Source organism: Marinigracilibium pacificum, from assembly GCF_012926615.1.
GTDB lineage: Bacteria > Bacteroidota > Bacteroidia > Cytophagales > Cyclobacteriaceae > Mangrovivirga > Mangrovivirga pacifica.
This window is the reverse complement of sequence record NZ_JABBNU010000002.1, coordinates 1-14,469: the sequence shown is the minus strand read 5'-3', so window position 1 is coordinate 14,469 and position 14,469 is coordinate 1. Positions and strand designations below refer to the sequence as shown.

The window sequence follows — 14,469 nt, the reverse complement described above, 5'->3', positions numbered from 1 at the left end:
ACAACAAGCATAACGGATACGGATATTTATTTTTATATTCAATAGCTATCAAGACATTAAATATGAAAAAAATTAAAAGTAAAGACTTCAGAGTAAGCGAAAAAATCAATTTAAAAGATATAGCAACACTAGAGACTCTCGATACAGATGAAGAGACTCTGAAAAAAGAACTTGAAGACACAAGAGAAAAACTAGGGGAATTTCAAGACACCCTGTATGCGCATGGAAAGTACTCAGTATTAGTTTGTCTTCAAGGCATAGATACAGCAGGTAAAGACAGTCTTATCCGCGAAGTGTTTAAAGACTTTAATTCCAGAGGCGTGGTTGTTCATAGCTTTAAATCACCTACCGATCTGGAGAAAAAGCACGATTACCTATGGAGGCATTATATTGCATTACCAGCAAGAGGAAAATTCTCTGTTTTCAATAGAACACATTACGAAAATGTGATTGTGACAAGAGTGCATCCTGAATATATTCTTGGTGAAAACCTCCCTCATATTAATTCAGTTGACGATATAACCGATGAATTCTGGAATCAAAGATTTGAGCAGATTAACAATTTCGAAAAGCATATTGCACAAAACGGCACTATCATTTTCAAATTCTTCCTTCATCTGTCAAAACGAGAACAAAAGGACAGGTTATTGCGAAGGCTTGAAAAACGCGAGAAAAACTGGAAATTCTCTCCTGACGATTTAAAAGAAAGGAAGCTTTGGGACAATTATCAGCAATGCTTTGAAGAGGCTATTAACAACACTTCAACAGAGCACGCTCCCTGGTATATAATTCCTTCTGACAGTAAAGATGCCGCCAGGCTAATTGTTGCAGATATCATGTATGATGAACTCAAAGAATATAAAGACATACAAGAACCTGAACTACCTGAGGAAATAAAACGCAATCTGGATGATTATAAAAACCAATTAGAAAACGAATAATTATATGGCTTAACCCCCTAAGATCATAGCCTTTACTTTTTCAAGGTACTCGACTGAGGTTATATTGTAAGAATCTTTTATTTCATCGATTAAATCAGTATTCATTCTGCTAGACTCTAGCATTGACAAAGACATTTCACGACCATAATCCGGCTCCATTTTACCAAATCTGTTTTTAGAATAAGGTAGAAAAGTCGGATTATCCAGCAACAAAATCACTTTTCCATTATTGTTTGTTAAGGTCACATGATATCTTATTGCCCCTACAACCCTTTTACCTACAAGGATTTGAGATTTAAGAAAATAACCATCTATAAAACTGAAATATGAAGAATCGTAATCGGCAACTAATACTTTAAAGTTGTCAGATTCCTTATTCCTGTTCTTTCGAAATGATTTGAATTTACTTTCTAAAGAAATAGAATCGCCAGACTGAATATAAACAGTATCAGAAAGCATATTTTCACCAGACCGGTCGGCATTAGTCCAGGACCCAAGAATTAATATTGAAGTTAACAGTAATGACAACATGGCTTGAAAGTTTAAGATAAGTAAATAAAGATGTCGGAGAAAGAAATCTCCGACATCCAAAAATTGGTATTAAAAAGAATAAATGGCCGCAAATAATAATTGAGAGGCAGATTTGGATGGATCCACATCACCATCAACAAACCACTCGTTTTCAGCATTATCAAACCTTACTTCAGTTAAGAAAGTCATTGGTCCACTGTAATAATTTAATGTAAGGGTGCTGGAGAATACACTTTCTGATGGGATTGTAACACCTTCAGAGACATACTCTTTAAAAGAGAAAAACTCACCTCGGTACCCTACAGACACCTTATCAGAAAATGAATATTGAGGATAAAGTGCTACACCTGAATATCCACCTGCATCAATTCCGTCAGCTGAATAAGTTGCAGCATTAGCTCCAAGATAAAAGGCATCGGTAATCTGAAAACCAGTAGTTAAATCAAGAACCGAACCCGATGGAGAGCCATTTAAATAGTTAATATAAACATCCCACCCTTCAACAGGAGAGACATAAAGCTGAGCCCCAAAATCCGTCACACCATTATTATCTTCATAAACATTCCAGTCATTAAAAATACCCGCCATCAAACTAAATTTATCTGAAAAAGCATATTCAGCTTTAAAACCAGCATTCTGGAATGGTCCGTTAGTAAATAAATATGATGTGCTGTAGTTAAAATTGCCAGCTGGTGAAATTACCTCGTACCCTACAAAAGTACCCATATACCCACCGGTAAGTGTTAATTTATCTGTAAGTGCATAGCTCATATACAGATTTTGAATATTTATATATCTGTCTGTTCCTGATCCATCTTCTAGAGTAGGAATTGACTTAAAGCTTCTTGGACCAAAGGAAAATTCTCCTACAAATGAGACTTTTCCGGTGGAATGAGAAAGCCCTATATCAAGCATACCAATTGCTATTGAATTTTGAACATCTGCGAAACTTGTTGGGACATTTGATTCCCCTGAGAAGTCATATTTATAATAAATATCGGCAGAACCGGATATCTGCAATCCTGCAGATTTCATTTCTTCAACAATCTCTGTGTCCTGGGCAAATATGGCAGTATTAACCAGGAACATTGTTAATAATAGTAAAGTTGCATTTTTCATCGACTTAGACGTACTTTGAATTGAACATTAGTTTTCTGTTGTTGCAGCAGAACAACTTGTTTTAATGCCCGGCAGAGTGGCAGCTCTGCTGGGTCTTTTTATTAATTAAAAGGATATTATTCGAGGATAATCGTATAGCCTCTGATTCCATGCTCATGTGAGTCAAGACCCTCACGTTCATGTTCTTCAGAAACCCTGATACCAATAGTATATTTTAGCACAAGGAAAATAATAGAAGCACAACTGAATGCTGCTGCTCCACAAACACCTACACCAATAAGCTGAGGAAGGAAAGGCATTGCCCCGTCAGCATTTGAACCAAAGATTCCTACAGCAAGAGTACCCCAGATACCTACTGTTAAGTGAACAGATACTGCACCTACAGCATCATCCAACTTAAACTTATCAAGAGTAACAGCTGAAAGCACCACAAGGAAGCCACCAATAAAACCAGCTATAACTGCGTCTGCAGTACTAAACACATCAGCTCCGGCTGTAACAGCCACCAAACCTGCAAGTACTCCATTTAAAACCATTCCAAGATCCATTCGCTTAAATACGATATGAGCCATGATAAAAGAGCCGATAGCACCTGCACAAGCACCAAGACTTGTTGTCACTAAAACATATGACACCAACCCAGGGTCTGCAGAAAGTACTGATCCACCATTAAATCCGAACCATCCGAACCATAACAAGAATACACCCATAGTTGCCAAAGGAACACTTGAGCCAGGAAAATCATTTACTTTTCCATTCATGTATTTACCTATTCTTGGGCCTAGCACTAAAATACCGGCTAAGGCGCCCCATCCACCTACAGAGTGAACTAAAGTTGAACCGGCAAAATCATAAAAACCTAGAGCATCCAAAGCTCCTCCACCCCATTTCCATGAACCAATAATTGGGTACACGAGGCCAACAAACAAAATTGTAAAAATAAGATAAGCACTAAGCTTAATTCTTTCAGCAACAGCTCCCGAAACTATTGTTGCAGCAGTAGCGGCAAACATTGCCTGAAACAAAAAGTCTGTCCAGTAGGTATAACCACCAGATGCATATTCAGCTGTAATTCCATTCGCAGGACTATCAATCCAGAAACCTGAGAAGCCAAACCAACCCGGAGTTTCAAAACCCGGATACATCAGGTTAAAACCCATCAGTGCAAACGTTAAAATACCTATAACAGGAGTCAAAGTATTTTTAAATAAGATATTAACAGTGTTTTTTGACTGTGTAAAACCTGCTTCAACACCAGCAAAACCAAGGTGCATTAAAAACACCAGTGCTGTAGCCACAATCATCCAAAGGTTGTTGGTAGTTAAAAGTACATCACCTAATTCCTGAGCTGATGCCATAACAGTTTCAACTGCTGGTTCCACGGTAGTAGCCGCATCTCCGGACGCAGCCATCACACTATCTGCCATTACCCCAATAGTATCTTGCAATACATCACTATGAAGTAATGAATCATTTGAGCTTAAATTCTCCATTGTTTAATTAATTAGTGGTAATTGATCTCTTGTTAGACCCTTCACAAACCCTACCGCGGATTTCAGATTTATGAAAGAATATTTGCTATTTTTTAGCTTAAGCCAAATAATCAATTCTGATCTATAACAAATGTAGAGAATGATTCTGAATTAAAAAATTATCAATAAATTTTTACAAAAAGTTCAAATAAGCTAAAATTGATTAGTCTATTATGATAGAATTTAAATAAAAAAGGGGTGAAATTATATATTTATCAACAAACCATAAGAGGTTTTCATATTTTAATAACACTTAAAATATTAATTTAACATTATTAAATATAAATATTTGAATAAAACATAAAAGATTGGTATACAAAAATTAAAAAAATAAGATTACACGGTATAAAAACAACCTAAAAAATAATGAAATGCATAAATTCATGCTTTATTGATTATAATAAAAACCACTAAAAACAATAATCACACTAAATTTAAAATACTAGGGCAAAATAAAACTCTAAAAACCACATTACTTTATAAGGTTTTATGTATCTATATTACACTCTGGCTCAAAACGACACATTAATACATAAAAACAAAAAAGCCGGATAAAATCCGGCTCTTAGATTAGTTTATATCAAATGTCTTTTTCAGTATCTTCCCTCCAAGCCAGAAGTAGGCCGATTGACCTTTAAAGGATATAAGAGTACTAATGGACGCATCCAAATAATACAATCGCCAAGTTACCCCTCCATCATTGGTTATATAATAAGCCCCTTCCTTGGTTACAAAAACGACATTATCCTTATCATAGGCCTTTACCCCTACAACATCGTATTCTTCCATGTCTTCAAAATTGAACAATACAGACCAGTTACTGCCTCCATCTTCTGTTTTTACAAACCCTGGATCAGAAACACCAATTAATGGCAGCTTATAAGCATAAAATAAATCTCTATTAAAAAAATCAATAGCAGGCTTATATGAATCAAGTGGCACAAGTAAGTTTTCCTCTTTCCACGTCTGACCAAAATCATCTGAATAAAGCATAACTGAATATCCAGGCCTATAAAAAGATACAAAATCACCGATTACTTCTAATGGCTTTAATCTTTTAGCCAATTCGATATCAATTTCGCTAACCTTTGTAAAATCCTTTCCAGAATTAGAAGAGACGAATACATTCCCTATTGCTAACTCTGAATTTGAAGTAATTGCAATAACTGAATCAGTACCTAAAGCTAAATAGTTTTCAACTCGATATTCGCTTGAAAACGAATCAAATTCATTCCAGGTTTGACCACCATCTTTACTCACAATAAAATCTGGAGAATTATATAATCTTACTACAATAAAGTTTTCATTAACGGCCCTGAAAGGCACTGCCGGATCTATACCCATTCTATCAAGAATTATATCCCAGGTTACTCCACCATCTGTAGTTTTATATATTTTTCCATTAGCATTGGCCAGCCCAAAATTCTCAGAATAAAACTCTACTATATTAGGATTTGAAATATTAAAGTCAATTGTAGAAAATTGATTGTCTAAAACTTTTATAAAAAATGTTTTATCTAACTGTTGATCTTCCTGGGTATAGTAAACTACAAGGTTACCAGAGCCAACTCCGTTATCAATTTTAAATATTATTTGCTCATTATTCCTTGAAACAACTGATAACTGGTTACCATTTAGCTCGGCCTTATCAATAAGTTGAAAATTGGTTCCTTCAATCAGGATTTCGTTTCCTGAAACAGGAATTTCATTTGAGGTATTAAAGGTAAGTATAACCGGGTCTTTTGGTCCATCATTTACACATGACCATAATAGAATTACAGCAATGAAAGAAGATAAATACTTCATGAATATTAGATGTTTTGGTTTTATAAGCATTAAATATAATAACCTTCATCTACAATTCATGAAGTAAACGATTATTTGAAGTGATATAAGAAAACCAAAGTCCCGGTAAATGCAGCCTTAGGGTTATCTTTTATTTCCATCTTTATATCCATCTCCGTTTTAGAAATCCCTCTTAAATCAGAAATATTCTTAAGGTTTACTCTAAGACGAACTTCATCTCCTGACAATACCGGAGCACCGAATCGGAATTTTTCAATCCCATAATTTACAAGCATTTTGATATTTCTAATTTCGGCTATTTGATGCCAAAGGTGAGGCACCAAAGACAATGTTAAAAAGCCATGAGCAACTGTAGTTTTAAACGGGCTTTCCGTTTTTGCCCTTTCTTGATCCAAGTGAATCCATTGATGATCAAGTGTTGCGTCTGCAAACTGGTTAATCTGTTCCTGTGTTACCTGAATATATTCCGAAACACCAATTTCCTTCCCTACATACTCTTCAAACTCCTTAAAACTTTCAATGATTACTTTAGCCATTTATATTATATTTATTTTGAAGCAAATTAAAACATTATCAGGTTGACATAAGGTTAAAATATTCTTTTTTTTTAATAGAAATCACCATTTCCATTTTTCATCAACTACCCAGTCAACATCAATTTTTTCATTATTCATTTCTTTTTTTAAAGCATCTTTAAAATGATTGACATCAAACAAAACGTCCTCTTTTGGTATAATTAATGCATCCCCACCCTTTAATTTAATGAATAAATTTTGTTTGATTTCACATATTCCCATAATGTTAGCAACTCTAATTTTAACATCATTAAGCTCACTGGTAACCTTGATATGTCCATCATCTAGAGTCAATATTGTATCTACTCCTAGCCTTTCACTTAACTTTTCCCTTATTTGACTTTTAAAATGAGACCTGTAACGCCACTTCAAATAAAATGGGTAACTAATTGTGACAACCACCATTCCTCCTACAAAAAATAGTATAACATCAGAGCCGTCATTGCTATAATAAATATACAAAACAGCAAATGTCGTTAGTATACAAATCAACCAGCCTCGTATCTTCCTTGAATTAAACTTTTGGCTATTTGAGGTAGTATATAAATAATAATTTAGATAATCATATTCGTTCAATACTAATATGTAATTCATATTTTAAATAATAAAAATATAATTAGTCAACCTAAATTTCTTTTAACCATATTTATCTCATAATTTAATACTCGAATTTAACTCTAGACCTTATTGGGAGTTTGGCGTGATTATTGCGCTTTAAACTAATATTATTATTGTTTATTGACATAATAAACCCAATATTTTTTACCAAAACCTAAACTTATTATGAGAGCATTCTTTTCATTACTTTGTTTAATTTCCATTTTCACATTATCCGTGTCTGCGCAGGATAGAAAATTTGAATTTGGCGAAATTGAAGACAAAGCAATTCTTAAATCACAAGAAGATCCGGAATTCAAAGAAGCAAAAAGAGTAATTCTATATGATATCGGAATGACAAATTTTGTGGATTTGGTAGATGGATATCAAATTGAATTCACCAGACAAAAACGTGTAAAAGTTTATACAAATGACGATAATGTAGATAACATAGTTAGAATAATATGTTATAAAGATGGATTAGGCAATAAAGAAATTGTTAGAGATATTGAAGTCAACACTTACAATCTAGATGGTAATGAAATTTCAAAAGTAAGTATTACTAAAGATGGTTTAAATGTTACAGAACTCAATAATAATTGGACAGAGACGTCTTTTGAAATACCTTCAATAAAAAATGGATCTGTTTACGAAATAAAGTACACAAAGGAAATTCCATTTCCGGAAAACCTTCCATCTTGGGAGTTTCAAAGCAAATACCCTACAAGATACAGCCAATATACTGCAGCTCTGGTCCCTTTTTATTCATATGTATATTATGCACAAGCCATTAATAGTTTTGATATTCACAATCAGGAACAAACACATTCAGAAAGACAACATGGTGTTGCTGTAGATGGTTTAATCTATGGAATGGATGTTGGTGAAGGCCTATTATTCAAAGATATGATCCACACATTCGGCCTTAAAAATGTCCCTGCATTTAATCCGGATAAGTATTTATCTTCTCCAGGAGATTATATTAAAAAAATAACATTCCAGTTATCTAAAAGACAAAATCCTCAAGGTGGTTGGTGGGATGTTATGACAACTTGGCCAAACCTGAATGAAAAGTTATTGAAAGATGATTTCTTCGGAAAATACATTAAGAAAGCTGAAAAAGAGGCTGGAGAAATAATTGAAAACCTGAATATCGAGCAGGGGTCAAATACAAAAAAGAAGGTTCAGCAAATAGTTAATTATGTTAAGGATAATTACACTACGACATACAATTCTCTTTATGCAAGTAAAAAACCAAAAGAAACAATAGATTCTAAATCAGGAAACTCTGCTGATATAAACTTGCTATTACTAGCTCTATTTCGAGAAGCTGACATTATATCTTATCCGGTAATTATATCTACGCGTGATCATGGTAAGATTAATAAAGATTTTCCTTTTGAAAAAAACTTCAACAACGTCATCATATATGTCAATGAATTAAAAATTCTTTGTGATGCAACAGATAAAAATCTTCCTTATGACTTAATCTCACCAGAATCTATAAATGAAGACGGAATGGTTATTTCTGAGGATACTCCTCTTTGGATATCTGTCAAACATAATGGTCTTTCTACGGATAAAACAAAACTTGAACTAACTCCAGAAGTTGAAAACAATAATATTAATACATCTATAACAAAAGAGTATACATTATATAAAGCTCTTGAAGTAAAACATGAATTTGAAAACAACAATGATAAAATAAAGGAGAGTTTAGCAACTAAAGGCTTGACTAATATATCAAATGTTGAAACTATAAATTATGACAAAAGAGGAATGTCATATATTATCACTTCAACCGCAGAGGGTCATTTAACCAAAGAAAAAGATATAATAAAACTAAAGCCATTTTTAAATTTCCCTATCCAGAAAAATCCTTTTGAAGCTAAAGACAGAAACTACCCTGTTGATTTTATTTACCCTATTTCTTATGAATATTCAACGATTATTAATATCCCTGAAGGACATGAAGTAGGAAATATCCCTGATGACTTTAATCTTGAAACTGATGAAGCTTTCATAAGGGTGAATTACAAGAAAAATGATAATTCAATAGAAGTAATAGGGCAGTTTACTCTAAAACAAGGATTATATAGTGACGGAGTATATTTAAGATTAAGAAGGTATTTCATGATAGCTTCAGTTCAACTTAACAAAGAGATTGAATTAATAAAATCAAAACCAGAAGACTTATAACATTTATCATTTAGATGATTACTTAAAATATTAATTAAAAAGGCTGCCTTAAAAACGCAGCCTTTTTTATGAAATTAATATGCTTAACACAAACCAAAAAATCAAAAAGAAGTAACCTCAAAAACTACAAACCCCTCTATTAGTGATAATATACGCTACAAAATCACTTTTAAAGATTTCCTTCAACAGAAAAAACTATTTATTTAATTTGGATTCATTTTTTCAACCACAAGCTACCAAAATGGATTTAATGCACATTATTGATCTAATAGCATAGAAGGAAACGTCCAGGGTTACTATCTATCAAATCAATAAAGCACTGGCAACAATGAAAAAGCTGGATTTCAATCGAATTAATTTTTAGAATATCAATATTGAAATCATCCAAAACACTTCACTTTCATAACTTTAGCAAAAAAGGTATACTATACACAACCTATCTTTATATTTTAATCATTCATCTAATAATAACTTATATTCTACTTCCTCTAGCTCTAAATTTAAATTACATATATAAGTCTCATTTTTTTCTTTAATATCAACCACAAATAAACCATGGGTATTTTGACTATAATGATTCAAACCGATTTCCCACAGAAGCTTTTGAGCTTCCCCTACTAAAGAATACTTTTCTTTCAATAAATTAATTTCATTATTAATTCTTTCCTCTTCATTTGAGTTTTCAAGACTTCCAAAATATATTAGACTGTCAATATATATACTTTGACGGATATTAATTGAGTTTTGACAACTTTGGGCATTTTCGATTAGTTTGATAGGCTCACAATTGCAAATAGCTGCTGCTGAATTAAGCTTGTTTTCAATTTGAGAAAGTTGAAATACTTCCGGCAATGTTAATTCTCTAAACTCTATATTACTTCCTTTAAATTCTTGTTCAATTATTTCCTTCTTTTTGTCAATGCATGAAAGAAAAATCGAACAAACAATTATCAGGTTAAATATTAAATGTAATTTTTCTATTGTGAACTTCATATAAGGTATTATTTGGATATGATACTGGCTTTGATGAAATCCTGATCTTTGCCTTTTTGTTGCATGATTGACATTATTATTAGATTGATTCAAAAATGACATAATAAAAATTCAACTCTTCAACAGCCCCTGTTTTGGATGAAAAAAAATGAATTTTAATATAGAGTTTTCATTTTTATCCAAAAAATTCCACGACATTTTATTTAATTTGAAACACTTTTTTGAATAGAGTTGATTAAAATGGATATAAATCAAATTTTTGAGGTATATAAGACAATAGGCAACGTATTTAGTTCTTTTTATTCCCCGCAAGAAAAAACCGTTAATTTAGATGTATTCTGGAATTTCAATGGAATCCCCGAAGAATCTATTAAAAACATTATCACTGATTCAAATTCTAAGTTCACAACTCAATTTGGATTGAATAATTATGAACAATTTATCATTGCGCTAACTATCCTTCCATATTATTATCCTGATGCATACAAAGGGATAAGAATACTTCAAAATAATGATGAATATGTTTTTTCTGTTTTAGGAGGTGTAAATAAGGGAGATAACAAGATCTGTTATCCTACTGGCGAAACTATACTTTACCTTTTAGGTGGAAGAGATCCATTGGGTAGAGAATACGTTCACTCTTTTCTATCTCCTGATAGTCCATTATTTCGATATGGTTTAATTCAATTACTACCAGGAGAAAATGGAACTCCCAGACTTGCCGGGCAATTTTACCCTAGTGATGAATTAATTGCTATTATTAAGGGCGAAACTTATGTGCCGGAATATAGCTCATCCTTTCCTGCTAAAAGAATAACCACTCAAATGCAATGGGATGACCTGGTTCTTCCTCATGAAACGTTTGAAGCGCTTGAGGAACTCAGGATGTGGATGAAACACGGAACCAAACTATTGCAACACTCTGACCTTAAAAAAAGAATTAAACCAGGATACCGAACTTTATTTTATGGCCCTCCGGGAACTGGAAAAACATTGACAGCTTCATTAATTGGAAATGAATTTAACATTCCTGTATACCGTGTAGACTTGAGCTTAATTGTTTCAAAATGGGTTGGTGAAACAGAAAAAAACCTGAAGCAACTGTTTGACATGGCTGAAAACAAACACTGGGCATTGTTTTTTGATGAAGCTGATTCATTATTTGGAAAACGTACTCAAACTTCCAGTGCAAATGACAGATATGCCAATCAAGAAGTATCATACTTGCTGCAAAGAATAGAAGATTTCCCCGGACTGGTAATTCTGGCATCTAACTTAAAAAACAACATGGACCCTGCTTTTTCAAGAAGGTTCCAAAGTACAATTTTATTCCCAATGCCTGATTCAGAAATGAGATTTCAACTATGGAAAAAAGCTTTCCCGGAAGACTTTATCATGGAAGAGGCAATCAATTTCAGGGATATAGCAAGAAAATATGAACTTGCAGGTGGGGCTATAACTAATGTTATACGCTACTGTACATTAAAAGCTTATTCGAGAGGTAAGAATGAAATATGGCTCGAAGATCTTGAACAAGCGATAATCCGAGAGTACCAGAAAAATGGAAAAATAGCTACTTAAGCAGTAACATTAATTTAAAACAACTTATCAAATTGGAATTCAATTTCATGAACTAGTGAATCTGACTCTGGCTCAAAACAAGCATGAATCTGCTTGCCTTCTGCATTCAGATAAACATATTTATTAATACCTCCACTGATGTCAAGATTTCCTGGAGTTTTATAAACTCCATCTTTCAACTTATTTGTCAATTCAGATAAGTACGCTTCAAACTCTTTATATTTTCCAGAGTCTAATTTCACGATTGTTTCTTCCTGCTCCGAGCTAAAAATCAATCCATTTGACGGAGTTTCTTTATTTTCAATTCTTGTAAAATTAAAATCAGAATCAACCTTGTAGACCTTGTTACCCAAATAGTCCACGGTATCTTTTGCTATAATAGAAAACAAAAAAATGGTATTACCTCCAATGTAGCTCTCTAACTCATCCGGAAAGCATGAATTAACATTTTCTTTCATTTCATTAATTGTTAAATCCTTACTATTTGAATTCTCAGAATTCTGAACACAAGATAAGCTGGCAATTACGATTAATAACATTAAGAATATTTTCATACTTATCTTTTTTACATTTTAGCTTATAAAATCTGACCAGAGTTTAATCACCATTTAATTACGGCTTGAATTTCCAGGAACTATCTGAAGTAACCTTTTGCAGAGCATCTAAAAATGTCACATAATGCTGCTTCTCAATTGTGTTTCCGGAAGACATAATATCATTTGTCGTTCCTTCTGTCAAAGTCTGACCTAAAGCTGTTTGAACCATTGCAGCATGGGTAATTCCGCTTTTCCCATCATTATATTCATCTCCCAGCCCTATCATGTGTCCAAATTCATGTATTGCCCCTGACTGCATTTGAGATGCTCCTTTATTAATAAAGCTTAAATCTTCTGAATCCAAAGTACCATAATGTTTATTCTTTTGCTTTAAAGCATTGCCGGATGAATCAGTATAATGTGATATACTACTCCCTTTGAATCCATTTTTAGGAATCTTAGTTACATTCAATTGATAATGCCAGTTTGATGTAGATTCTTCAATCTCTACATCAGTATATACTGTAACTCCCGGAAGTTTCGGGTTAATAAAATGATATTTCCCTCCCCACCTTCCTTCAATCAATGTTATAAATTTATTCTTCCACGATTTCTTTTCCGTTTCAGTCCAGTTTTTTGATTGACCTGATAATCCTGCAAAATCAGCTGAAGTACCATTCACGAAATTAAAGTTCACTATTATTTTTATCTCTAACCTGCCATTTGAAGGATTCAAACTAACATCAAAAAGCCCTTTTCCTGTAGCAGGTGAAAAATTTGTCTTGGAGTAAACTTTACTCCTGAATTCCTTTAATTCTTCATTGATGGATTTTGCCTGAATACTATTAGCTGATGCACCTTTAAACATAGCCGGAGGAGCCCCTTTTCCTGTAGCTACTTTTTCACTCATCAAATCCGCTTCTCTTTCAAGCAACTGATCTGAGTTAATTGAGTAGCCGCCTTTATTTTGTTTTTTACCAGGTTGAACTCTCCCCTGTCTTTGCTGAACAACATGTGTCAGCTCGTGACTTAGTAATTTCTTTCCTTCAGGACTGTAAGGGTTATAATGACCAGGGGCAAAATGTATTTCATCTCCCTGAGTATATGCTAATGCTCCTATTTCAATTGCTGATTTATCATTAATAAAAATCTTAACATTTGAAAAATCAACACCAAAATTAGCCTCCATATTCGACTTAATTTCAGCTGGCAACTTGGTCTGTATCGGAGAATTGTTCGATTTTTCACCTTTTCCTTTACCCTCATCACCCTTCTTGACAAATCGTTGAATCATGGTTGTCCCAGGTGCCGGAGCATTGTTCTTTAAGGCTTGACTTATATTAGCCGGAAGTTTACTTTTAGTATCATTATTTCTCTTTTGAGAATGAGTATCCAGACTTTCCTCAAACTGGTGCATAAACATATAATTATCCTAAATCTGAAAATCAAGAATTACCCTCAACAATCTTCCTTAACAAGATATATTATCCAGGTAATTTTGAGTATTGGTTGAAAAAATTGATTTTAAAATAAGTTAATTAATCGTCAACTCAAAAACATTGAAAAATATAATATAAAAAACTAATTAGATTGAAAGATTTTAAAAACACTCTTTTGTCATTTAATATATAGACCATAAAAAATGACACCTAAAATTGATATCTGAACAGCACACTTTAGGGTTTTATCTTAATAAATTGTTGATATTATATAATCAAAATCCCTTAACATAAAATTCAATTAAAGAACATAACATTTTCCTTTTTGAATTCAACCTTCCTTTTGATATTTTTGAGCTTTGACCAAAAACAACTATGACTGTCAGATTTATTTTTTTATTCGGCATATTAATTTTCATGCAGGCATCCTGCCAATCTAAACAAGACTCTGTTAATACCGATACAATGAACGACTCTACTTTTGTCTCAGAATCACCTATTGTGAAAAACTTCAAACTCCGTGATGATATCATTATCCCATTTAATTTCGGAGGTTATTTCGGTTATGTAGACAAAGACCTAAATACTGTAATCGAACCAAACGAACACTGGACATTTGC

Annotated in this window: 13 protein-coding genes; 4 read left to right on the top strand and 9 right to left on the bottom strand. The window is 33.0% G+C overall.

Features of this window, described 5'->3' with window-relative positions; translation table 11 throughout:
- Positions 1-62 precede the first annotated feature (62 nt).
- Positions 63-941 carry a PPK2 family polyphosphate kinase gene (locus tag HH304_RS02610; RefSeq protein WP_169677906.1) on the top strand — a complete coding sequence of 293 codons (879 nt, stop codon included), beginning with the start codon at positions 63-65 and terminating at the stop codon, positions 939-941.
- Positions 942-950: 9 nt separating this feature from the next.
- On the opposite strand, the gene HH304_RS02605 is transcribed toward HH304_RS02610, so the two are convergent.
- The 6 genes from HH304_RS02605 to HH304_RS02580 all read right to left on the bottom strand — a co-directional run bounded on the left by HH304_RS02605 (position 951) and on the right by HH304_RS02580 (position 7,098).
- The gene (locus HH304_RS02605; protein ID WP_169677905.1) at positions 951-1,472 is read right to left on the bottom strand and encodes a hypothetical protein; all 522 of its coding nucleotides are present in this window, start codon (positions 1,470-1,472) and stop codon (positions 951-953) included.
- Positions 1,473-1,541: 69 nt separating this feature from the next.
- Positions 1,542-2,591, bottom strand: coding sequence for an outer membrane beta-barrel protein (locus HH304_RS02600; protein ID WP_169677904.1), 1,050 nt, complete (start codon positions 2,589-2,591; stop codon positions 1,542-1,544).
- Positions 2,592-2,707: 116 nt separating this feature from the next.
- Positions 2,708-3,949 (bottom strand): ammonium transporter, encoded by a 1,242-nt coding sequence (locus HH304_RS02595; protein ID WP_271711494.1) that lies wholly within the window; start codon positions 3,947-3,949, stop codon positions 2,708-2,710.
- Positions 3,950-4,693: 744 nt separating this feature from the next.
- Complete coding sequence (locus HH304_RS02590; RefSeq protein WP_169677903.1) at positions 4,694-5,929, bottom strand: WD40/YVTN/BNR-like repeat-containing protein; 1,236 nt, start codon at positions 5,927-5,929, stop codon at positions 4,694-4,696.
- Between the two features lie 71 nt (positions 5,930-6,000).
- Positions 6,001-6,465, bottom strand: a complete 465-nt coding sequence (locus HH304_RS02585) for a MaoC family dehydratase (protein ID WP_169677902.1) — start codon at positions 6,463-6,465, stop codon at positions 6,001-6,003.
- A gap of 81 nt (positions 6,466-6,546) precedes the next feature.
- A complete protein-coding gene (locus tag HH304_RS02580) occupies positions 6,547-7,098 on the bottom strand; it encodes a YcxB family protein (protein WP_169677901.1) in 552 nt (183 codons plus the stop codon).
- Between the two features lie 189 nt (positions 7,099-7,287).
- On the opposite strand from HH304_RS02580, the gene HH304_RS02575 reads away from it, so the two are divergent.
- On the top strand, positions 7,288-9,300 hold the full coding sequence (locus HH304_RS02575; RefSeq protein ID WP_169677900.1) for a transglutaminase domain-containing protein: 2,013 nt from the start codon (positions 7,288-7,290) through the stop codon (positions 9,298-9,300).
- Positions 9,301-9,753: 453 nt separating this feature from the next.
- Here HH304_RS02575 and HH304_RS02570 read toward each other — a convergent pair whose 3' ends face one another.
- Entirely contained in the window at positions 9,754-10,395 is a 642-nt protein-coding gene (locus HH304_RS02570; protein ID WP_169677899.1) for a hypothetical protein, read from the bottom strand.
- 138 nt (positions 10,396-10,533) lie between these two features.
- Between HH304_RS02570 and HH304_RS02565 the strand changes: the two genes are divergently transcribed.
- Positions 10,534-11,874 (top strand): ATP-binding protein, encoded by a 1,341-nt coding sequence (locus HH304_RS02565; RefSeq protein WP_169677898.1) that lies wholly within the window; start codon positions 10,534-10,536, stop codon positions 11,872-11,874.
- A 14-nt stretch (positions 11,875-11,888) separates the two neighbouring features.
- Here the strand turns inward: HH304_RS02565 and HH304_RS02560 are convergent, their stop codons facing one another.
- On the bottom strand, positions 11,889-12,428 hold the full coding sequence (locus tag HH304_RS02560) for a hypothetical protein (RefSeq protein WP_169677897.1): 540 nt from the start codon (positions 12,426-12,428) through the stop codon (positions 11,889-11,891).
- A gap of 58 nt (positions 12,429-12,486) precedes the next feature.
- The gene (locus tag HH304_RS02555; protein ID WP_169677896.1) at positions 12,487-13,827 is read right to left on the bottom strand and encodes an eCIS core domain-containing protein; all 1,341 of its coding nucleotides are present in this window, start codon (positions 13,825-13,827) and stop codon (positions 12,487-12,489) included.
- 397 nt (positions 13,828-14,224) lie between these two features.
- On the opposite strand from HH304_RS02555, the gene HH304_RS02550 reads away from it, so the two are divergent.
- Positions 14,225-14,469, top strand: a 245-nt coding sequence (locus tag HH304_RS02550; protein WP_169677895.1) for a hypothetical protein, incomplete at its 3' end; no start/stop codon positions are given.

Coding starts and splice junctions, on each gene's coding strand:
- HH304_RS02610 (WP_169677906.1), top strand. CDS start 63: ATGAAAAAAATTAAAAGTAAAGACTTCAGAGTAAGCGAAAAAATCAAT.
- HH304_RS02605 (WP_169677905.1), bottom strand. CDS start 1,472: ATGTTGTCATTACTGTTAACTTCAATATTAATTCTTGGGTCCTGGACT.
- HH304_RS02600 (WP_169677904.1), bottom strand. CDS start 2,591: ATGAAAAATGCAACTTTACTATTATTAACAATGTTCCTGGTTAATACT.
- HH304_RS02595 (WP_271711494.1), bottom strand. CDS start 3,949: ATGGCATCAGCTCAGGAATTAGGTGATGTACTTTTAACTACCAACAAC.
- HH304_RS02590 (WP_169677903.1), bottom strand. CDS start 5,929: ATGAAGTATTTATCTTCTTTCATTGCTGTAATTCTATTATGGTCATGT.
- HH304_RS02585 (WP_169677902.1), bottom strand. CDS start 6,465: ATGGCTAAAGTAATCATTGAAAGTTTTAAGGAGTTTGAAGAGTATGTA.
- HH304_RS02580 (WP_169677901.1), bottom strand. CDS start 7,098: ATGAATTACATATTAGTATTGAACGAATATGATTATCTAAATTATTAT.
- HH304_RS02575 (WP_169677900.1), top strand. CDS start 7,288: ATGAGAGCATTCTTTTCATTACTTTGTTTAATTTCCATTTTCACATTA.
- HH304_RS02570 (WP_169677899.1), bottom strand. CDS start 10,395: ATGTCATTTTTGAATCAATCTAATAATAATGTCAATCATGCAACAAAA.
- HH304_RS02565 (WP_169677898.1), top strand. CDS start 10,534: ATGGATATAAATCAAATTTTTGAGGTATATAAGACAATAGGCAACGTA.
- HH304_RS02560 (WP_169677897.1), bottom strand. CDS start 12,428: ATGAAAATATTCTTAATGTTATTAATCGTAATTGCCAGCTTATCTTGT.
- HH304_RS02555 (WP_169677896.1), bottom strand. CDS start 13,827: ATGCACCAGTTTGAGGAAAGTCTGGATACTCATTCTCAAAAGAGAAAT.